We start from the raw sequence: 20,540 nt of genomic DNA on the forward strand, positions 1-20,540 counted from the left end.
AAGCGACCGCCGGTCAGCCGAGTTCGTCGCCGTCCCGGTCGGCTCCCGCCAGCACCAGCACGGCCGTTCCCGCCACGATCGTCGAGCCGGCCATGGCCACGGCCATGGGGACGGCGGTGTTCTCTCCCCCCAGTCCGACCAGCGGGGAGACCGTGGCGGCCAGACCGAACTGCAGAGCCCCGACGATCGCCGATGCGCTCCCCGCCGCCTGCGGGGCCCGGGCGACGGCGAGCGCCGTGGCGTTGGCCGCGATCAGACCGAGCGACGACACCGTCACGAAGACCAGCGGGACGGCGACGTCGCGGACGAGCGGTCCGGTGGCGGCGAGCAGGCACAGCATCGTGGCGCACACCGCCATGACGACGAGGCCGACGCGCAGCAGGAGACGGGCGCCGAAACGCGGGACGATCCTCCGGTTGAGGGCGCTGGTGGCGGTGAATCCGATGGCGTTGACGGCCAGGATCACGGCGTAGGTCCGGATCGAGAGGCCGAAGACGTTCTGGTAGACGAACGGAGACGCCGCGAGGTAGCTGAACAGGGTGCCGAACCCGAAGGCGAAGGCGAAGGCGTAACCGAGGAACGGGCGGTCGGCGAGGAGGGTGCCGGTGCGGCGGAGGGTGGTGGCGAGCCCTCCGCCGCTCCGCCGGTCGTGCGGCAGAGTCTCGGGGACCAGGAGGAGCGCGCCGAGGAACGTCAGGGCCGCCAGCCCCGCGAGGACAAGGAAGATCCCGCGCCAGCCGACGGCACCGACCAGTGCTCCGCCGATCAGCGGGGCGACGACCGGTGCCACGCCGGCCGTCATCATCAACAGTCCGTACGCCCGGGCCGCCCTCGCCCCGCGGGCCCGGTCACCGACCACGGCGCGGGCGATGACGATGCCGGCGGCGCCGCTGACGCCGTGCACGAAACGGGCCGCGACGAGCAGTCCGGCGGAGGGCGCCGCGGCGCAGAGCAGCCCCGCGAGCACGCTCACCGCGGTCCCGGCCAGCAGCGGCCGACGCCGGCCCCAGCGGTCCGACAGCGGCCCGATGACCAACTGCCCGACGGCCAGGCCGGTCATGAACGCGGTCAGCGTCAGCTGGACGCTGGTGGCCGAGGCATGCAGGTCACGCGCCATGCGCGGAAACGCCGACAGATACATGTCGATGGCCAGCGGGGAGACTCCGTAGGCCCCGGCCAGCGCCAGCAGCATCGCGGCCGGCAGGTCCGTTCCGTGTTCCACGGACGCGGTACGACGGTTGAGTCGTTCGGACCGTGCCCGCCTCGCGCGCATGGCCGTCACGCGGAGTCGGCCGCCGGCCGCGCGTGCCCGTTCCGCAGGGAGTCCAGCAGCCTCGGTGATGCCTGGAGTGCCGTTCGCTGCATCAGGTCGACGACGCCGCGCGTGCCGCCCATCTCCGATCCCCCGCCGGCCCGGCCCGGGCCCCCGTGGCGCAGGGCGGGGAGCGGGGATCCGTGCCCGGTGGTCTGCGCCATGTTCGTGGAGTCCAGCAGGTGGAGCCGCCCGTGCCAGGGGGCCGCCTCCCGGACGAAGGCGGTCGTCCAGGCGAGGTCGTCGCCGACCACGGAAGCGGCGAGGCTGCCTCGGCCGCGCGCGATCAGGTCCGTGGCGTGGGCGGTGTCGCGGTACGCCAGCACGGTGGCGGCCGGTCCGAAGGGTTCGACCTCGTGGGGTGCGGAGGCGTCCGGGTCCGCGGAGATCAACAGCGTGTCCAGGAAGGCGCCCTGCTCCGGGTCGGCGTCCACCACACGCACCTTGCCCGGGTCTCCGTACACGAAGCGGCCGGACTCGGCGATGGCGCGCACTGCCCGACGTACGTCGTCGCGCTGCTCCAGGCTGACGACCGCCCCCATCCGGACGCCCTCCGCAGCGGGGTTGCCGATGGTCACCCCGGCCAGCCCGGCCGAGATCGCGTCCAGGGCGGCGAGTTCGTGCTCGCGGGGGACGAGGACCCGGCGGATCGCGGTGCACTTCTGGCCCGCCTTGACCGTCATCTCGGTGATGACCTCGCGGACGAACGCCTCGAACAGCGGGGATCCGGGCTCGACGTCCGGCGCGAGGACGATGGCGTTGACGGAGTCGGCCTCCGCGTTGAACCGGACGGAGCGGGCCACCAGGTCGGGGTGGGTGCGCAGGGTCGCGGCGGTGGCGGCCGAGCCGGTGAAGGAGAGCACGTCCTGTTCGTGGAGCAGCTCGAGCGCCGTGCGCACCGAGCCCACGACCATCTGCAGGGCACCGGGCGGCAGGACTCCGGCCTCGGCCACGATCCGTACGAGGTGTTCCGTGAGGTACGCGGTGGGTGTGGCCGGCTTCACCACGCTCGGCATACCGGCCAGCACCGCCTGCGCCAGTTTCTCCAGCGGGGCCCAGACAGGGAAGTTGAAGGCGTTCACCTGGAGCATCAGGCCCGGCGAGGGGGTGACGAGGTGGACGCCGAGGAAGTCCTCACCGCGCGCGAGGCGTTCGGCGGGTCCCTCCAACAGGTAGGGGGCGTCCGGGAGTTCGGCCCTGGCCCGGGCGGCGTAGTCGCGCAGGACGCGGACGCCGCCGTCGACGTCGTAGCGGGCGTCCGTCAGGGTCGCTCCGGCGCGGGCCGACAGGGCGTAGAGCTCCTCGCGGCGGGCACGGACGGCGGCGGCGACCGCGTCCAGGAGGTCTGCTCGCTGCGGGAAGGTGAGGTCACGCAGGGTGGGACCGCCGACGTGTCGCGCGTGGGCGAACGCCCCGGCGACGTCGAGCCCTTCGGAGGAGACGTGGCAGACCGTCTCGCCGGTGACCGCGTCGCGTACGGTGACCGCCGACGCGGGCCCGGCCGTGGGGGTGACCCAGGTGTCCTGCAGAAAACTCTGGAGCATGGGATGCGGCTGCTTTCGTCGAGGGCGGATGGGCGCCAGGGCGGATGGGAGCGAGGGCGGGACGGGAAGGTCCGGGCACGTTCGGTCCACGGAATGGAGGCTCGGGACTGTCAGTCCACGGGGTGGTGGCCCCAGATGTCGGCGGTGTAGGTGCGGCTCACCCAGGTGCTCTCGTCGACCTGCACCCCGCCCGCGCCGATCTCGATGCCGAAGCCGGCGGGCGACTTCATGTAGAAGGAGAACATCCCGTCGTTGGCGTGCTTGCCGAGCGTCGCCATGAGCTCGACGTCGTGCTCGCGCGTCCGGTCCAGGGCCCGGCCGACCTCCTCCGGGCTGGTCACCTCGCACAGGATGTGATGGGTGCCCTCGTTCTTGTACGACCTGATGAAGGCGATGCTGTGGTGGCGGGGGTTGCAGCCCAGGAAGTAGAAGGTGCCCCAGGGGTAGTCGGCGGTGTCGCTCAGCCGGAAGCCCAGGATCTCGCAGTAGAAGTCCACCGCCTCCTGGACGTGCGGCGTCTTCATCACGACGTGCCCGAGGCCCTGTTCGCCGGTCACGAAGTCGACGCCCAGCGGTGAGACGAACTGGCTCGGGGCGAGGCGCCGGCCGCAGAACAGCTCGGTGCGGATGCCGAGGGGGCCGGTGAAGTGCACCATCCGGGCCACCTGACGGTCCCGGCACTCCTCGTCCGTACCGGCACTCACGTCGACCCCGGCCTCCTTGAGGCGCACGGTCATCGCGTCGATCGCGGCCGGGTCGCGGACCTCCCAGCCGATGACCGTCACACCGCCGGTCTCCGCCTCGGTCAGCCACATGCGGAACGGGTGCTGGTCCATCCGCAGGCGGTGGCGTGCGAAGTCATCGTCCGCGGCGGAGCCGCTGTCGGCCGCAGCCCCCGGCTCGACCGCGAGGCCTATCACTGTCCGGGCGTACTCGGCCCATGCATCCGGATCGGGCGCACCGATGCCCACATACCCAAGGCTCTGGATCGTCATGACGAGGACGATATTTGTCAGACCCTTGACGGTCAAGGGTCGTACGAATACGTTGACGCCATCGAGCCGAGGAGGTCTCCGATGTCGGGAGAAGTGCCCGAGAAGGCCCGCCTGCAGCCCGTCGACGAGGGCGAGCTGCACGAGAAGACACTGGCGTCACTCGCGCCGTACCGCGATCAGGACGGCCGGATCTTCACGATCTGGGCGACCCTCGCCCACCACGAGGACGCCCTGCGCCGCTTCATCGTCTTCGGCAACCACGTGCTGGGGAAGAACACCCTGCCGCTGCCGTCCCGGGAGCTGATGATCCTGCGGATCGCCGCCCGGGCGCGGGCCGCGTACGAGTGGGACCAGCACGTCCGGATCGCCCGTCGCGCCGGGCTCACCGACGACACGATCCTGGCCGCCGCCACCGGCGACTGGCACGGGCTGGCCGAGCTCGACCGGGTGCTGCTCACTGCCACCGACTCGCTCCTGGACCGCCAGGGCGTCGACGACGAGCTGTGGGACCGGCTGACGGCCCACCTGAGCACCGAGCAGGTCATCGACGTCCTCTACACCGTCGGCCAGTACCTGACCATCGCCACCGTCATCAACACCCTCGGGGTCCAGGTCGAGGGCGACCTCGCACTCCCCCTGCCCGAACCGACCGAGAAGAAGGAAGAAGCCGCATGAAGCTCGCCAACCTCGCCGGCCGCCCGGTCGTCGTGCGCGACGACCTCGCCCTCGACATCGCGGACGCCAGCAAGGGAGCGATCGAGCCGCGCCTTGAGGTGCTCTCCGACCTCTCGCTCCAGGACGAACTGCGCGCCCTCGCCGAGCGGGCCGAGGAGGCGGACTGGAAGCCGTTCGAGCCGCGTGACCTGGGCAGGGTGGCCAGGCCGTACAAGGCGATCGGGGTCGCCCTCAACTACCGCGCGCACGCCGAGGAGTCCAACCTGCCCGTGCCGGACGAGCCGTCGGTGTTCGCCAAGTTCGCCTCGTCCGTCGTGGGACCGTACGACGCCGTCGTGGTGGAGCCGCAGTACGACAAGGTCGACTACGAGGCCGAGCTCGTCGTGGTCATGGGACGGACCGGCAAGAACATCACCGAGGCCGAGGCATGGTCCTACGTGGCGGGTGTCACAGCAGGTCAGGACATCAGCGACCGCAAGGAACAGTGGCGCAAACCCATCAACCAGTTCACACTGCCGAAGTCGTACGACACCTTCAGCCCGATCGGCCCGTACCTGGTGACGGTCGACGAGTTCGAGGACCCGGACGACATCGAGGTGGCCGGGTGGGTCGACGACCTGGAGGTGCAGCGGGGCCGTACCTCGGACCTCATCTTCAGCGTGCCCGAGCTGATCGCCTGGCTGTCGAAGCGGGTGACGTTCGAGCCCGGCGACCTGATCTTCACCGGCACCCCGGCCGGCTGCGGTGTCCGCCGCACTCCTCGGCTGTACCTGACCGAGGGTAAGGTCCTGCGCACCGAGGTCACGGGCGTCGGCACTATGGTCAACCCGGTCGTCGGCGGCTGACTGCGGTCCGGTCGGACCAGAGAGGGCGGAAGATCGTGACGGACACCGTTGGAGAAGCGGAAGCCACGCGTCTGCGCCGGACCCGGGAGTTCTCGGAGCTGCTGCGCCACCACCATCGCGAGCTGGGCACGACCGATCCCCGGGATCTCGACGCGATCGAGATGGTCACCGACCTCACCCGTCTCGAAGCCCGGCTGACCAAGGACTTCGAGAAGCACGTCCACCGGCCGCTCGGTCTGACCTGGGCGGGCTTCCGCATCCTGAACGCCCTGTGGGCCTACGACGGTCTCGCCCAGCAGGACATCGGCCGGGTCTCCGGGTCCACGCGCGCCAGCATCTCCAGCGCGCTGACCACCCTGGAGAACCGCGGCCTCGTCACCCGGCGTCGCGTGGAGACCGACCGTCGCCAGCTGATCGTCGAGCTCACCGACGAGGGCCGCGAGACGCTGCGCAAGGCCATCGAGGCCCAGACCCTGCGGGAACGGGCGTGGACCGCCATCCTGCGCGACGACCAGCTGAGTGAGCTTGTTCACCTGCTGCGAACCCTGGTCAATCAGGAGACCCCGGCCGCAGACTGACCGGCACATACTGACCGCTCACACCCGAACTCACCGCGAACCCCCACATACCAACCGCACGCAGACGCGAGTCCATGCGGGTTGCGACATCCGCAAAATCATCAGGACTCTTACTGTCACACCTCTAACCTCCCAGTCGTTCCTCAGCAGGGTTTCTCAAAGGAGAGAATCATGGTCCGTCGTGTCGTCACCGGTGTCAGCCCGAGCGGCAAGCCCGTGATCGTCAGTGACGGCGAGCCGCCGCGCACCCGCCAGTACACCCACACCCCCGGCTTCGCCCGGTCCGTGGTGTGGAACACGGCGGCGCCCGCCGTTCCGTCGGCCGACCCGACGGAGTCCCTGAAGACGTTCGTTCCCGCCCCCGGCGAGACGATAGCCCTGACCGTCACCTTCCCGCCGACCAGTGTCTACGCCGACCCGGCCTGGGACCCGGCGGCCGCCGCCGGCGAACAGCTGGCGGCCACCCCGGGTCTGGCGGAGCTGTTCGAGCCCGACAACCCCGGCATGCACACCACCCCCACCGTCGACTACGGCGTCGTCCTGACCGGCGAGATCGTCCTCGACCTCGACGGCGGCGAGGTCGCCACGCTGGGGCCCGGCGACCTCATCGTGCAGAACGGCACCCGGCACGCTTGGCGCAACCCCGGCACCGAGCCCGCCACGGTCTTCTTCGTCCTGATCGGCGCCGGCGGCACCACATGAGCGCGCTGACGACCGCCGCCCCGGGTGCGCCCGTCGTCGAGCTCGATCTCGCCGAGCTGCGCGACGACCCGTACCCGGCCTACGCGGAGCTGCGCCGCACCGCACCGCTGGCGTGGGTGCCTTCGGTCGGACGGCATCTGCTGACCCGGTACGAGGACATCGTCCACGCGGAGAAGCTACCGGAGGTGTTCAGCTCCCGCGAGGAGGGTTCGCTGCTGCTGCGCACCGTCGGCCCCAATCTGCTCCGTGAGGACGACCCGGAGCACCGGCGGCTGCGGGCCGCGGCCGAGCCGCCGACCCGCCCCCGCCAGGTCCGCGACCTGTGGGCCGAGACCTTCGAGCGCAACGCGCACGACCTGCTCGACCGGATCTCCGGGCGCGGCGGGGGCGACCTGATCGGCGACTTCGCCGAGCCGCTCGCGGCGGCCAACCTGGCCGTGGTCCTGGGGCTGCGCAACGCGAGCGCCGACGACATCTCCGGCTGGTCGCGGGCGATGATGGCCGCGAACGGCAACTACGCCGACGACCCGGACATCTGGCTGCGTGCCGAGCAGGCCACCCGGGCCATCGAGGACGCGGTGGCCGAGATGGCCAAGGCCGTCCGCCGCGAGCCCGACGGCTCGGTGGTCTCCTCCATGGTCCACGCGGCCGACCCGGTGGAGCTGACCGAGATCCAGAACAACATCAAGGTCATCATCGGCGGCGGCGTCAACGAACCGCGCGACGTCTTCGGGGTCGGTGCCCAGGCACTGCTGCAACGCCCTGACGTACTGGAGCGGGTCGTGGCCGATCCGGGGCTCTGGAAGCGGGTCTTCGAGGAGACCGCGCGCTGGATCTCCCCGATCGGCATGTATCCGCGCCAGCTCACCCAGGCATACGAGATCGCGGGCGTCGCTCTCCCCGCCGGGAGCCGCGTGGCCCTCGTCATCGCCTCGGGGAACCGGGACGAGTCGGTCTTCGAACGAGCCGACGAGTTCGACATCGACCGGCCGCACCGGCCGCATCTCGCCTTCGGCGGCGGTCCGCACTTCTGCATGGGCGCGTGGGTCGCGCGCCACGAGGTCAGCGCGCTCGCCTGGCCCCTCGTCTTCAGCCGCCTCAAGGGACTCCGCCTCGTCGAGGGCGCGGACGACCTGATGGAGGGCTGGGTGTTCCGGGGTCTCACCTCCCTGAACGCCTCCTGGCAAGCCTGAGCCCGCCGGGCCCGTGAGCCCGGCAGGCCCCCCGAGCCGTCCCCATCGGGAGGACTTCATGCCCATCGTCATCTTCGAGTTGCCCGACGGCACCCAACGCAAGGTCACCGCCGATTCCGGGACGGTGCTCATGCAGGCGGCCGTGTCGAACGGCGTCGACGGCATCGTCGCCGAGTGCGGAGGAAACGCCTCCTGCGCCACCTGCCATGTCTACGTGGACGCACGGCACGGTGAACTCGTGGGGCCGCCGAACGACGTCGAGGACGAGATGCTGGACTTCACCGCCGCCGAACGCCGGCCCACCAGCCGGCTCAGCTGCCAGGTCCAGGTCTCCGACGCGCTCGACGGGCTGGTGGTCCACATCCCCGAGGAGCAGGTGTGAGCGCCACCGGCTCAGGCGTGGTCGTCGTCGGCGGCGGACAGGCCGGCTTCAGCGTCGTCCAGGCCCTGCGCGGCGCCGGGTACGACGGCCCGGTCACCGTCTTCGCCGACGAGCCCCGGCTGCCGTACCAGCGGCCCCCACTGTCCAAGAAGGCCCACACCGAACCGGAGGGCCTGGGCGTTGACCTGGTGCCGGAGTCCTTCTACCGCGAGCGGGACATCGGTCTGCGGCTCGGCGAGTACGTGGCCGCCATCGACACGGCCCGCTGCACGGTGACCACCGGCTCGGGCGGGCGCGTCCCGTACGAGCACCTCGTCCTGGCGACCGGCGCACGCAATCGCCCGCTGCCCGTCCCCGGCGCCGCGCTGAAGGGCGTCCACTCGCTGCGCTCCCTCGACGACGCCCTCGCGATCGGCCGGGCGCTGACGACGGCCCGGGACGTGGTGGTCGTGGGCGGCGGATTCATCGGGCTGGAACTGGCCCGGGTCGCCCGGGCACGCGGAGTACGCGTGACGGTGGTCGAACTGGCCGACCGGCTGCTCAGCCGGGCCGTCTCACCTCAACTCCAGGAACATCTGCGGGAGCGGCACGAGCGCGACGGCGTCCGGATCCACACCGGAACGGCCGTCGAGCGGATCGAGGGCAAGGGCGGACAGGTCCACCGGGTCGTCACCGACCAGGGTCCGCTCCCCGCCGGCCTCGTGGTCTACGGCATCGGGGCCGCGCCCAGGGACGAACTGGCCCGCGAGGCGGGTCTGGCGGTCGACGACGGGGTGCTCGTGGACGAGCAGTTGCGGTCGGTCTCCGATCCCAGGGTCTTCGCCGTGGGCGACTGCGCCCGGCATCCGCATCCGCACGCGGACGGGCTGGTCCGGCTGGAGTCCGTGCAGAACGCCATCGACCAGGGGACGCTCGTCGGCCGCCGTATCGCCGGGGGCGCCGCCGGGCCGTACGAGAGTCTGCCGTGGTTCTGGAGCGACCAGGGTCCGGTGAAACTGCAGATCGCGGGGTTGCGGGCGAGCACCGACGAGGTGCGGGTGGTGCCCGGTGACACCCCGGAACGGCTGGCCGCGTACGCGTTCCGCGCCGACCGGCTGGTGGCCGTGGAGACACTGAACTGGCCCGCAGAGCATCTGGCGGCCCGTCGGCTGCTCCAGCAGGACCCGCCCGTCTCCCCCGCCGACCTCGCGGGGTCCACCCTCGGCGCCCTCGCCCGCGCCCGACGTACGAAGGAGGTGCGCGCATGACCGCAGACTCCACCGAGGTGTGGTTCGGCGCCCACCTCGTGACGAGCGCGGCCGATGCCGGCTCACGGACCGCACTGGTCTTCGCGGACAGGTCCTGGACCTATGCCGAGCTGGACCTGTCCGTACGGCGCACGGTAGCCCGTCTCGACAAGTTCGGGGTGCGCAGGGGCGACCGGGTGGTGATGCAGGGGGCGGCCCGGCCCGAGGCGCTGATCACGCTGTTCGCCCTGACGCGGATGGGCGCGGTCCTCGTTCCGGTCCATCCCCAGGTGACCGGCGGCGAGCTGGCGGTGTTCCGCGAGGAGACCGCGCCGCGTGCGGTGGTCGGTGACGAGCGGTTCCTGAGCGCGGGGCCGGGCGACGGCGGTGGTACGTGTTTCCGGCTGACGTGGGGCGATCTGCACCCCGGCGACGAGGCATCGGCGCCGGCCGCCGATCCGGAGCCGCCCGCCGGATCCGATGTCGCGATCATCGCGTTCACCTCCGGGACCTCCGGCCGCCCCAAAGGGGTCGCGCTCACACACGACAACCTGCACTGGAGCATGGTCAACGGCCTGTCCCTGCTGCCTGTCGGCGAGAACGACATCGCCCTCGTCTCCACCCCGCTGGCCCATGTGGCCGTACTGGGCGGGCTTCCGCAGTACACGTGGGCGCGGCGCGGGACGGTGGTGCTGGCGCCGAAGTTCGACCCGGACCTGTTCAGCGACCTGGTCCGTGACCACCGGGTGACCTGCGCGTTCGCGGTGCCAGCCATGGCCGCGCTGCTGACCCGGCACCCCCGCTTCAGCAGCGGTGACCTGGACACCCTGCGGTGGATCCTGTCCGGCGGGGCACCGGCCCAGACGGCGACCCGGGCCCAGCTCCATGAGCGCGGCATCGGGGTCGCCGACTCCTACGGGCTGACGGAGACCTGTGCCGGAGTGACGTACTCGCCGCTCGACGCGGCCGCCGCCGTCGCGGGGCGTGCCGTGCCCCATGTCGAACTGCTGGTCGTGGACGGGGCGGGAGCACCCGCCCCGGCGGGTGTCGCCGGTGAGATCTGGGTTCGCGGGCCGTCGGTCGCCGCGCACTACTGGACGGCGACCGGGCCGCGGCCCGCCACCGACGCCGAAGGCTGGTTCCACAGCGGCGACCGGGGACGGGTAGACGCCCAGGGCCGGCTGGAGGTCGTCGGCCGGGTCAAGGACACGATCATCACCGGTGGCGAGAACGTCGACCCCGCCGAGGTCGAGAACGCGCTGGCCGACCTTCCCGGCGTGGTCGAGGTCGCGGTGTCCGGGACGCCGGACGAGGTGTGGGGCGAGGTCGTGACCGCCTTCCTCGTCTCCGACTCCGGCGAACCGACGCTCGACGACGTCCGCGCCCACCTCGAAGGACGGCTGGCCCGCCACAAGTGGCCCCGCCGCCTCTGCGTCGTCCCGGCACTGCCCCGAGGGGCGACCGGGAAACTCCAGCGACAGCGGCTGACGACGCTGCTGCACGACTGAGATCACGCCAACAGCCGCGGCGACGCCGTATCGACGGCAACGGTGCCGTTCGACGGCCGACATCGACACCCCAGAGCCGCACCTCCCAGCGGCCCACACCCAGAGAGCCCCACGCACATCCCGCACCCCCACACCCACATCCCCGACCCATGAGATGGGGGCCGGCTCCACCGGCGACATCTCCACACCACGAAGGAGTGGCCATGAGTGCGACCATGCGAGCCGCGCGGATGCACCAAGTCGGCGAGCCCATGCTGATCGAGGAACTCCCCGTTCCCGAGCCGGGCCCCGGCGACGTCCGGGTGTCCGTGCACGCCGTCAACATCGTCCCGAACCTCGCCAACATCCTGAGCATGTGGACCACTTGGTTCCCGCACAGCCCCCTGCCCACCCTCCCGGCGACCTTCGGTCTCGACCCGGCAGGTGTGGTCGAGGCGGTCGGCGAGGGCGTCCAGGGCTGGAAGGTCGGCGACCGGGTGTACGTCAACCCGGGCCGCAGCTGCGGGTCCTGTCGCTCGTGCCGGGGCGGCGACTCGATCAACTGCGCCAGCTACGCCTTCGCCGGCTACTTCGGCTTCTCCCCCACCGCGCTCGACCTCCTCGACCGCTACCAGGGCGGCCTCGCCGAGTACATGGTCGCCCCGGCGTACTCCCTGGTGAAGCTCCCCGACAACCTGTCCTTCAACGCCGCCGCCCGCTTCGGCTACCTCGGCACCATGTACTCCGCCCTCCGCAAGGCCGGCGCCGGTCCGGGCAAGTCGGTCCTGGTCAACGGCATCAGCGGCACCCTCGGCATCGGCGCCGCGCTGCTCGCGCCCGCCATGGGCCTGACCCACGTCTACGGCACCGGCCGCGACCGGGGCCTGCTCGACCAGGTCGACAAGCTGGCGTCCGACCGACTGCGTCTGCATTCCCTGAACGACGGCCCGCTGGACGACTGGATCCACCAGGAGACCGACAAGTACGGCGTCGACATCTACATCGACGCGCTCGGCCCGGGCGCCCCGCACGAGACGTTCCTGGCCGGCATGCGAGCCATGGCACGCGGCGGAATCGCTGTCAACATCGGGGCCGTCGCCGGTGACCTGCCGATCGACATCCACCGGATGATGGACCAGCAGCTGCGGCTCATCGGCTCGGCGTGGTTCACGTCCGGCGAGGGGCAGACCATGGCCGACATGGTGGAGGCGGGCCTGCTCGACCTGAGCCCGCTGGAGCACCAGGTCTTCCCGCTGGAGCAGGTCAACGAGGCCATCAGCGGCATCGCGGAACGCAACGGCGGCTTCAGCAACTTCATCATCAGCCCTACGGCGACGTCCTGATCCACATGACCGGGGGCCGTCGGTCAACTCCCCCTTAGGACCGGCGGCCCCCATCCCCATCCCCCTTCATCTCTGCTCTCGTCTCTCCTCGCTTTGGAGCCCCGATGCACGCACAGCACGCCCCGCGCCCGGCAGACCCCCTCGACCTCGTGGAACTCGACAACCTCCTGACCCCGGACGAACGCGCCGTCCGGGACGCCGTCCGCACCTTCTGCGACCGGCGTGTAGAGCCGCACATCGCCGAGTGGTTCGAGAACGGCGAGATCGAGGACATCCGCGGGCTCACCAAGGAACTCGGGGAGCTCGGCCTGCTGGGCATGCACCTGGAGGGGTACGGCTGCGCGGGCATGAGCGCCGTCGACTACGGGCTGGCCTGTCTGGAACTGGAGGCGACCGACTCGGGTCTGCGCTCGCTGGTCTCGGTGCAGGGCTCGTTGGCCATGTTCGCGATCCACGCGTTCGGTTCCGAGGAACAGAAGGAGGAGTGGCTGCCCCGCCTCGCGGCGGGCACCGCCATCGGCTGCTTCGGACTCACCGAGCCCGACTCCGGCTCCGACCCCGGCAGCATGCGCACCGCCGCCCGCCGCGACGGCGACGACTGGATCCTCGACGGACGCAAGATGTGGATCACCAACGGCTCGGTCGCCGACGTGGCCGTGGTCTGGGCCCGCACCGACGACGGTGTCCGCGGCTTCATCGTGCCCACCGACAGCCCCGGATTCTCGGCTCCGGCCATCAAGCACAAGATGTCGCTCCGGGCATCGGTGACGAGCGAGCTGGTCCTGGACTCCGTACGCCTCCCAGGGAGCGCCATGCTGCCGGAGGTACGGGGGCTGAAGGGCCCGCTGTCCTGCCTCAACGAGGCCCGGTACGGCATCGCCTGGGGCGCCATGGGCGCTGCCCGCTCGTCGTTCCGAGCGGCGCTCGCCTACGCGGGCGACCGGGTGCAGTTCGGCCGCCCGATCAGCGGCTTCCAGCTGACACAGGCCAAGCTGACCGACATGGCCGTCGAGTTGGCCAAGGGCACACTGCTCGCCTTCCACCTCGGCCGCGCCAAGGACGACCGCGGGCTGCGCCCCGAGCAGGTCAGCTTCGGCAAGCTCAACAACACCCGCGCCGCGCTGGAGATCTGCCGCACCGCCCGCACCATCATGGGCGCGAACGGCATCTCGCTGGAGTACCCGGTGATCCGGCACGCCAACAACCTCGAGTCGATCCTGACCTATGAGGGCACCGCCGAGATGCACACGCTGATGATCGGCCAGGCGCTCACGGGGCAGGCGGCGTTCCGGTGAGCGCAGGGCCGGGCACGGACGTGCGCAGGGTCGGTGTCGTCGGCTGCGGGCTGATGGGCGCGGGCATCGCCGAGGTCTGCGCCCGGGCCGGGCTGGACGTGGTGGTGCACGAGGTGAACGAGGAGGCGGCGAAGGCCGGTCGGTCCCGGCTCGCCGCCTCGCTCGACCGGGGTGTACGGCGCGGCAAGCTCACCGGCGAGGAACGCGACGCCGCGCTCGCCCGGCTGCGGGTCGTCTCCGACCTCATGGACCTGTCCGACCGGGACCTGGTGGTGGAGGCGGCGACGGAGGACGAGGCAGTAAAGCTCGACCTGTTCGCCGCCCTCGACCGCATCGTCGTACGCGAGGACGCGCTGCTCGCCTCGAACACCTCCTCGCTGCCCATCATGAAACTGGGCATGGCCACCACCCGCCCGCACCAGGTGATCGGGGTGCACTTCTTCAATCCGGTCCCGGTGCTCCGCCTCGCGGAGATCGTGCCATCCCTGCTGACGAGCCCTCAGACCCAGGCGCGGGCGGAGGCGTTCGCAACCGGCACGCTCGGCAAGCAGGTGATCCGCTCCCAGGACCGGGCGGGCTTCGTGGTGAACGCCCTGCTGGTGCCGTACCTGCTCTCCGCGATCCGGATGCTGGAGTCCGGCTTCGCCTCGGCGGAGGACATCGACAACGGCATGGTCCTCGGCTGCGCCCACCCCCTGGGCCCGCTGAGCCTGGCCGACCTGATCGGCCTGGACACCCTCGCAGCGATCGCCGACGCGATGTACACCGACTTCAAGGAGCCGTTGCACGCCGCGCCTCCGCTGCTGTTGCGCATGGTGGAGGCCGGACTGCTCGGCCGGAAATCGGGACGAGGCTTCCACGACTACTCGGGTTCCCAGAAAGGCAGTTGACCCATGGCGCAGGAAGTACGCGGCGTGATCGCACCAGGCAAGGACGAACCGGTGCGGGTGGAGACGATCGTGGTGCCCGATCCGGGGCCGGGCGAGGCCGTGGTGCAGGTGCAGGCGTGCGGGGTCTGTCACACCGACCTGCACTACAAGCAGGGCGGCATCAACGACGACTTCCCGTTCTTGCTCGGCCACGAGGCGGCCGGTGTGGTGGAGTCGGTCGGCGAGGGCGTCACGGACGTCGCGCCGGGCGACTTCGTGATCCTGAACTGGCGGGCGGTGTGCGGTCAGTGCCGGGCGTGTCTGCGCGGGCGGCCCTGGTACTGCTTCGACACCCACAACTCCAGGCAGAAGATGACGCTCACCTCGACCGGGCAGGAGCTGTCTCCGGCCCTGGGGATCGGCGCGTTTGCGGAGAAGACACTGGTGGCAGCCGGACAGTGCACCAAGGTGGATGCGTCGGTGGCGCCGCAGGTCGCCGGGCTGCTGGGATGCGGGGTGATGGCCGGGATCGGCGCCGCGATCAACACCGGCAACGTCGGACGCGGCGACACGGTCGCGGTGATCGGCTGCGGTGGTGTCGGGAACGCGGCCATCGCGGGCTCGAACCTGGCCGGCGCGGCGAGGATCATCGCGGTGGACATCGACGACCGCAAGCTGGCTACCGCCCGCACGATGGGCGCAACCCACACGGTCAACTCCAAGGAGACCGACCCGGTGGAGGCCATCCGCGAGCTGACCGGCGGGTTCGGCGCCGACGTCGTCATCGAGGCGGTCGGCCGCCCGGAGACCTACCGGCAGGCCTTCTACGCCCGCGACCTCGCCGGCACGGTCGTCCTGGTGGGTGTCCCCACCCCGGAGACGAAGCTCGAACTGCCCCTCCTGGACGTCTTCGGACGCGGCGGCACCCTGAAGTCCTCCTGGTACGGCGACTGCCTGCCCTCCCGCGACTTCCCGATGCTCATCGACCTGCACCTCCAGGACCGCCTGGATCTGGGGGCGTTCGTGACCGAGACCATCCAACTCGACGAAGTGGGGAAGGCCTTCGAGCGCATGCACCAGGGAGACGTCCTGCGCTCGGTGGTGACGCTGTGAGCGGGACCGTACGCGTCCAGCGGGTCGTCACCGCCGGGACCTTCTCGAACTGACGGTCCTGCACACCCCCGGGCACACTCAAGGCGCGGTATGCCTCCACGCCGAGGAACTGGCCACGGTCTTCACCGGGGACACCCTGTTCCAGGGCGGGCCGGGGGCCAACTGACGTTCGTACTCGCGCTTCCCGACGATCATCCGCTCGGGCTGTTCACGCACCCTCACCCCGAACGTCCGCCACACCCGGGTCTGCGGCTACGGGAACTCGGGCGGGTCCAGGGCCAGCTCCGCCCAGATGGTCTTGCCTGTGCCGGTGTGGCGCGTGCCCCAACCACGGCTGACTTGCGCCACGAGCAGCAGGCCGCGACCGCCCTCGTCATAGGTACGGGCACGGCGCAGGTGGGGTGCGGTGCTGGTGCCGTCCGACACCTCGCAGATCAGGTGGCGGCCTCGGAGCAGTCGCAACTCGATGGGCGGTTCGGCGTGCCTGATCGCATTCGTGACCAGCTCGCTCACCACCAGCTCGGTGACGAAGGATGCCTCCCGCACATTCCACGCATCGAGTTGCGCGGTGACGAGCTTGCGCGCGCTGGCCACCACGGCGGGGTCGGCCGACAGGTCCCAGGTGACAACGTGCCGGGGATCGAGGGCCTGGGTGCGGGCGATGAGCAGAGCGATGTCGTCAGCGGGGTGCTCGGGTGGCACTGTGGCGAGCACGTTGTCGCACAGAGCGTCCAGGGACGTCGCCGGGTCGGCGAGGGCCCTACTCAGACGCGCGGTCCCCTCGTCGATGTCCTGCTCGCGGGACTCGACCAAGCCGTCGGTGTAGAGAGCGAGCAGGCTCCCCTCGGGGAGGCTGACCTCAATGGTTTCGAAGGGCAGCCCGCCCAGACCCAGCGGTGGACCGGTCGGTACATCCAGGAAGTCCACGGCGCCCGCACTGGTGACCACGGCGGGGACCGGATGTCCCGCACTGGCCACCGTGCAGAGACGGGAAACCGGATCGTAGACCGCGTACAGGCAGGTGACACCGAGGCCAGCGGCCATCTCGGCGGACTGGTCGCGAGGCGAGGCGCCGTCCGTGTCCGTGTCCGCCGAGAGCCGGATGACCAGGTCGTCGAGATGGGTGAGCAGTTCGTCAGGCGGAAGGTCGATGTCGGCAAGGGTGCGGACAGCGGTCCGCAACCGTCCCATGATCGCCGATGCCTGGACGCCATGCCCGACCACGTCGCCGACGACCAGGGCGACTCGGGCGCCGGACAGCGGGATCAAGTCGAACCAGTCGCCGCCCACCCCGGCGAGGGTGTCCGTTGGCAGATAGCGGAAGGCCGCATCCACCGCAGGCTGCACGGGCAGTCGCTGGGGAAGCAGGGCCCTTTGCAACGCCAGCGCGGTCTCCCGCTCCCGGGTGTACCGGCGCGCGTTGTCGATGCAGACCGCGGCCCGGGCAGTGATCTCCTCGGCCAGCAGCAGATCGCCCTCGGTGAAGGACTCCGGTCGTTGGTGACGCAGGAAGACGGCCACTCCCAGGGTGTGGCCGCGGGCCGTGAGCGGCACAGCCATGACTGAGTGGATACCGAAGGCACGGACCGACTCCTCCCGGCCAGGATGCCCCACCGACCAGTCGGCGGAGTCAGGGGCGAATTCGGCATGGAGCACAGCTCGGCCAGTGGCCAGGCACTCCGCCGTCGGGGAATCGGCGGCGTAGCCGTCCACCTCGCCGGGGCGGAGCACCGCCTCGGCCATGTTCGGAAGCACGGACTGCTGGGCAACGCGGCGAAGCACGAACGAGCCTTCCGCACTCGGCCCGGCCATCGCACCCTCTGGTGGCACCGCCTCAGCCCGCTCGACGTCCGGAAGAAGATCGACGGTGGCACGCTCGCCGATCTTGTCGAAGTGGTCTGCCGCCGCGTGTAGCGGTGGCGGCGGACGAGCAGGAAACTGTGCCCGGCATCGAAGCCGGGCGGGGTGTCGTCGCCGATGATCTCGATCATCGCCCAGTCGTGGTGGCGGTCGCCCTTGGTGCCGTGTCCGGTCCGTATCCGCTGCCAGGCCCGACGCGGCAGCTTCGCGAGCACGGCAGCCGTGTCGAAGCGGCCGGCCGGGGTAGTGACCCGGTGGGTGGCGGGCACCGCAATCGCGTAGCCGAACCCCAACTCACGTATACAAAGGCGCAGGTCACGGCCGCCATAAACCTCATCGGCCGCCACCCAGCGGGCCGGGAATCCCTGCGCCCGAGCACGCGCGAGCATCACGGCGGCCTGCTGCGGCTTGGTCGCGAAGGCCACCTCGTCGGGCACCCCGGCCAGCTCGCGTCGCTCGTCGTCGAAGGCCCAGTCCCGCGTCAGGTACAGGGCCCGGTCGATCAGCGCGCTCCCGGCGGCGCTCGCGTAGGTGAGGTGGACTGCGACCTGGCACAGACCCACCCCGCCCAGCGCGCCGGAGTACTGCCGCGCCGCCCCGACCGCATCGGTGGAGGACTTCTCATCCCCGGTCTCGTCCACCACCAACACCGCCTGCGCGTCAGCGAGATGGCCCACCGCTAAAGAGGCGACGCACGTGCGTACCGTCTCGTGGTCCCATACCGCCCGCGACAAGAAGTGCTGCAGCCGGTGCGGACCGCAATGCCCCAGCGCCTCGGCCAACGTCCAGCAGTTGAGCCGCTGAAGCCCCATCAGCACCGCCTCGACCGTCTCCCGCAAGGTCTGCCGGGACTCGCGGCGCGGGAAGCAGTCCGCCACCAGCCCCATGAACGCCCCGGAGGAGTCCCGCCACACCGCCCGCGCCAGCGTTGCTTCCACGGCCACCGCGCTCTGATTCTTCGTCACAAAAGATCATGATCACGGTGGCCGTACCCATGCCCACGAGCACCCTCGACAGATCGCTGACCAGCGACGATCCGGCCACCTACCGGGAACTACAGCTGCCATGACTGACACCAGGTCATTTCGCATGAGACATGTGCGCGAAATCTCGAAAGGACGGCCGATTTTGATGCGGCGGCCCCTCCGTCCCCCGGCGGGCTGTTGTCAGTCGCACATCACCTGAACGACGCGGCCCTGGGTCCGGGGCCGAGGAACGACGACCGGCGGGTAACTGTTTCGAAGTTCAGTTCGACCTTGCGCTGGGTACGGTGATCGCTGGGCGGGAGGAGCGCCCGGAGAGCATCTCGCAAGCAGCATCGCGGTGTTGACCCACGGAGAGCAGGCCGGGGGCTCCGCCAGTGTCCAACCTGCACGTCCCTTGTTCCTCAATGTGACGCAGGAGAAATCATGGCATCCGTACCGCTCGCGCCGAAGCCGCTCCCCCTTGCAGGGCACACCCTGTCCTTATTACGCACCCCCTTGGCCTTTCTGAACTCTCTTCCCGAGACCGGCGACCTGGTCGAAGTCAGGTTCGGCACTGTGCAGGTGTACTTTGCCTGTACGCCGGAGCTGGCCCGGCAGGTCATCATGGATGAACGTACGTTTGACAAGGGCGGTCCCTTCTACAAGAGGACCCGGGAGATCTTCGGCAATGGCCTGGGAACGTGTCCCCACGCGGAGCACCGGCGCCAGCGTCGACTCATCCAGCCGGCGTTCACGTCCGCGCGCTACGGCCATTACGCCAAGGTGATGACCGAGCGGATCGGTGAGGTCGTCGGAGGGTGGCGCGAGGGGCAGTCCCTCGACCTCTTCCCCGAGATGCAACGCATCACCGCGTTCACTGTCATGACCACGATGATCGGGCCCCAGGCGCTGGGGCCGGACATTATGCCCCGGGTCATCGAGGACATGAACACGGTCGTCAAGGGAATGTACTTCCGGATGTTCCTGCCCTCCGCGCTGGACCGGGTCCCCCTTCCGTCGAACCGTCGGCATGAGCGCGCCATGGCGCGCCTTCGATCGGATCTCGGGGCCGCTATCGCTCGCTACCGTTCCGTCGAGGACGATCAGCAGGACTTGATGTCGATCCTTGTCCGTGCCCAAGATGAGGAGAGTGCCGAGGACGGCCGGACGCGGCTGACCGAGGAAGAGCTGGTGAGCCAGGTCGAGACCATCTTCGTGGCGGGCGCCGACTCCACCGCCGGGATCATCGCCTGGGCTCTGCACCTGATCGCTTCTCGTCCCGGCATCGAGGCCGCACTGCAGCAGGAGGCCGACGAGGTGCTCGTCGATGGCGCTGCCGGCTTCGAGGACCTGCCCAGACTGAAAGTCGCCGGCCGCGTCATCACCGAGACCTTGCGCCTGTACCCACCGGGATGGCTGCTGACCCGGACGGTCACACGCGACACCCGCCTGGGCGAGTACGACCTGAAGGCAGGATCCATGGTTGCCTTCAGCCCCTACCTCATCCACCACCGCGCGGATCTCCATCCCGACCCGGAATCCTTCGACCCCGACCGTTGGGCCGGAACCACCCCTGCCAGGGCGCCGGTGAACGGCTCCATGATCCCGTTCGGCGGTGGCGGGCGGAAATGCATCGGTGACACTTTCGCCACCTCCCAGGCAATTCTGGCCCTGGCCATGGTGGCCGCACGCTGGAGTCTGCGCGATGCCCCCGGCGCCCGGCCCCGGCCATCACTCAGCGGGCTCCTGGTGCCGAAAGGGATCCGAATGATCCCGTCCGCCCGGCAGGCTTGCCGCACCTAGGGCGTTTCTTTTGGATCGGCCAGGGTCCCCGGCGCCCGGCACGGCACCTCGCGGCGGTGTCGCACGACGCGAGTACGCCCGGTCCGTCCAGTGCGCGGATCATGCTCCGCCTTGCGACGTACCCCCACAGCCCGAAAACGCGGGAGGTGCCCCACCACCGGACACCGCGGCCTGATCCGCCCTGATCCCAAAAACGCCCCAGTGCCTGCTGCGGCACCAGCCGACATCACAGCACGCCACGGCCCCTGGATCACGGCACCGACGCCGACCTTGCCCGGTAGCCGACCGCCCGGATCGCCGCCCGCTACCTGGACCTGATCACCGCCAGGATCCCGGGGGATCCTGATCTGTAC

16 protein-coding genes and 3 pseudogenes are annotated in these 20,540 nt (G+C 70.5%); 14 read left to right on the forward strand and 5 right to left on the reverse strand.

Annotated features, from left to right (window positions below; genetic code table 11):
- Nucleotides 1-13 precede the first annotated feature (13 nt).
- The 3 genes from ACFPIH_RS36800 to ACFPIH_RS36810 all read right to left on the reverse strand — a co-directional run bounded on the left by ACFPIH_RS36800 (nucleotide 14) and on the right by ACFPIH_RS36810 (nucleotide 3,851).
- Nucleotides 14-1,222, reverse strand: coding sequence for a multidrug effflux MFS transporter (locus ACFPIH_RS36800; RefSeq protein ID WP_381182435.1), 1,209 nt, complete (start codon nucleotides 1,220-1,222; stop codon nucleotides 14-16).
- Nucleotides 1,223-1,278: 56 nt separating this feature from the next.
- Entirely contained in the window at nucleotides 1,279-2,856 is a 1,578-nt protein-coding gene (paaZ, locus tag ACFPIH_RS36805; RefSeq protein ID WP_381182433.1) for a phenylacetic acid degradation bifunctional protein PaaZ, read from the reverse strand.
- A 110-nt stretch (nucleotides 2,857-2,966) separates the two neighbouring features.
- The gene (locus ACFPIH_RS36810) at nucleotides 2,967-3,851 is read right to left on the reverse strand and encodes a VOC family protein (RefSeq protein WP_381182431.1); all 885 of its coding nucleotides are present in this window, start codon (nucleotides 3,849-3,851) and stop codon (nucleotides 2,967-2,969) included.
- 81 nt (nucleotides 3,852-3,932) lie between these two features.
- On the opposite strand from ACFPIH_RS36810, the gene ACFPIH_RS36815 reads away from it, so the two are divergent.
- The 13 genes and pseudogenes from ACFPIH_RS36815 to ACFPIH_RS36875 all read left to right on the forward strand — a co-directional run.
- Complete coding sequence (locus ACFPIH_RS36815; RefSeq protein ID WP_381182429.1) at nucleotides 3,933-4,526, forward strand: carboxymuconolactone decarboxylase family protein; 594 nt, start codon at nucleotides 3,933-3,935, stop codon at nucleotides 4,524-4,526.
- A complete protein-coding gene (locus ACFPIH_RS36820) occupies nucleotides 4,523-5,371 on the forward strand; it encodes a fumarylacetoacetate hydrolase family protein (protein ID WP_381182427.1) in 849 nt (282 codons plus the stop codon). The genes ACFPIH_RS36815 and ACFPIH_RS36820 overlap by 4 nt, the downstream gene beginning before the upstream one ends.
- Nucleotides 5,372-5,406: 35 nt before the next feature.
- Nucleotides 5,407-5,949 (forward strand): MarR family winged helix-turn-helix transcriptional regulator, encoded by a 543-nt coding sequence (locus ACFPIH_RS36825; RefSeq protein WP_381182426.1) that lies wholly within the window; start codon nucleotides 5,407-5,409, stop codon nucleotides 5,947-5,949.
- A 171-nt stretch (nucleotides 5,950-6,120) separates the two neighbouring features.
- Complete coding sequence (locus ACFPIH_RS36830; RefSeq protein WP_381182424.1) at nucleotides 6,121-6,651, forward strand: cupin domain-containing protein; 531 nt, start codon at nucleotides 6,121-6,123, stop codon at nucleotides 6,649-6,651.
- Nucleotides 6,648-7,844, forward strand: a complete 1,197-nt coding sequence (locus ACFPIH_RS36835) for a cytochrome P450 (protein WP_381182422.1) — start codon at nucleotides 6,648-6,650, stop codon at nucleotides 7,842-7,844. Before ACFPIH_RS36830 ends, ACFPIH_RS36835 begins: the two co-directional genes overlap by 4 nt.
- Nucleotides 7,845-7,902: 58 nt before the next feature.
- Complete coding sequence (locus ACFPIH_RS36840; RefSeq protein ID WP_381182420.1) at nucleotides 7,903-8,226, forward strand: 2Fe-2S iron-sulfur cluster-binding protein; 324 nt, start codon at nucleotides 7,903-7,905, stop codon at nucleotides 8,224-8,226.
- Nucleotides 8,223-9,473, forward strand: a complete 1,251-nt coding sequence (locus ACFPIH_RS36845; protein WP_381182418.1) for an NAD(P)/FAD-dependent oxidoreductase — start codon at nucleotides 8,223-8,225, stop codon at nucleotides 9,471-9,473. The genes ACFPIH_RS36840 and ACFPIH_RS36845 overlap by 4 nt, the downstream gene beginning before the upstream one ends.
- Complete coding sequence (locus ACFPIH_RS36850) at nucleotides 9,470-10,960, forward strand: class I adenylate-forming enzyme family protein (protein ID WP_381182416.1); 1,491 nt, start codon at nucleotides 9,470-9,472, stop codon at nucleotides 10,958-10,960. The genes ACFPIH_RS36845 and ACFPIH_RS36850 overlap by 4 nt, the downstream gene beginning before the upstream one ends.
- Before the next feature lie 203 nt (nucleotides 10,961-11,163).
- Nucleotides 11,164-12,282, forward strand: a complete 1,119-nt coding sequence (locus tag ACFPIH_RS36855; RefSeq protein ID WP_381182414.1) for an alcohol dehydrogenase catalytic domain-containing protein — start codon at nucleotides 11,164-11,166, stop codon at nucleotides 12,280-12,282.
- Nucleotides 12,283-12,386: 104 nt separating this feature from the next.
- Nucleotides 12,387-13,577, forward strand: a complete 1,191-nt coding sequence (locus ACFPIH_RS36860) for an acyl-CoA dehydrogenase family protein (protein WP_381182412.1) — start codon at nucleotides 12,387-12,389, stop codon at nucleotides 13,575-13,577.
- Complete coding sequence (locus tag ACFPIH_RS36865; protein WP_381182411.1) at nucleotides 13,574-14,467, forward strand: 3-hydroxybutyryl-CoA dehydrogenase; 894 nt, start codon at nucleotides 13,574-13,576, stop codon at nucleotides 14,465-14,467. Before ACFPIH_RS36860 ends, ACFPIH_RS36865 begins: the two co-directional genes overlap by 4 nt.
- Nucleotides 14,468-14,470: 3 nt before the next feature.
- A complete protein-coding gene (locus ACFPIH_RS36870; protein ID WP_381182409.1) occupies nucleotides 14,471-15,559 on the forward strand; it encodes an S-(hydroxymethyl)mycothiol dehydrogenase in 1,089 nt (362 codons plus the stop codon).
- A 49-nt stretch (nucleotides 15,560-15,608) separates the two neighbouring features.
- Nucleotides 15,609-15,722: pseudogene (locus ACFPIH_RS36875) on the forward strand (MBL fold metallo-hydrolase); the annotation flags it as partial.
- 89 nt (nucleotides 15,723-15,811) lie between these two features.
- Here ACFPIH_RS36875 and ACFPIH_RS36880 read toward each other — a convergent pair.
- Together ACFPIH_RS36880 and ACFPIH_RS36885 are read right to left on the reverse strand one after the other, a co-directional pair.
- Nucleotides 15,812-17,443: pseudogene (locus ACFPIH_RS36880) on the reverse strand (ATP-binding SpoIIE family protein phosphatase); the annotation flags it as partial.
- A 71-nt stretch (nucleotides 17,444-17,514) separates the two neighbouring features.
- A pseudogene (locus ACFPIH_RS36885) lies at nucleotides 17,515-18,306 on the reverse strand (IS701 family transposase); the annotation flags it as partial.
- A 522-nt stretch (nucleotides 18,307-18,828) separates the two neighbouring features.
- Between ACFPIH_RS36885 and ACFPIH_RS36890 the strand changes: the two are divergent.
- The gene (locus ACFPIH_RS36890; protein WP_381182407.1) at nucleotides 18,829-20,187 is read left to right on the forward strand and encodes a cytochrome P450; all 1,359 of its coding nucleotides are present in this window, start codon (nucleotides 18,829-18,831) and stop codon (nucleotides 20,185-20,187) included.
- The last annotated feature ends 353 nt before the right edge of the window (nucleotides 20,188-20,540 follow it).

Origin of the sequence: Streptomyces vulcanius (assembly GCF_042653945.1) — a bacterium.
Taxonomy (GTDB): domain Bacteria; phylum Actinomycetota; class Actinomycetes; order Streptomycetales; family Streptomycetaceae; genus Streptomyces; species Streptomyces mangrovi.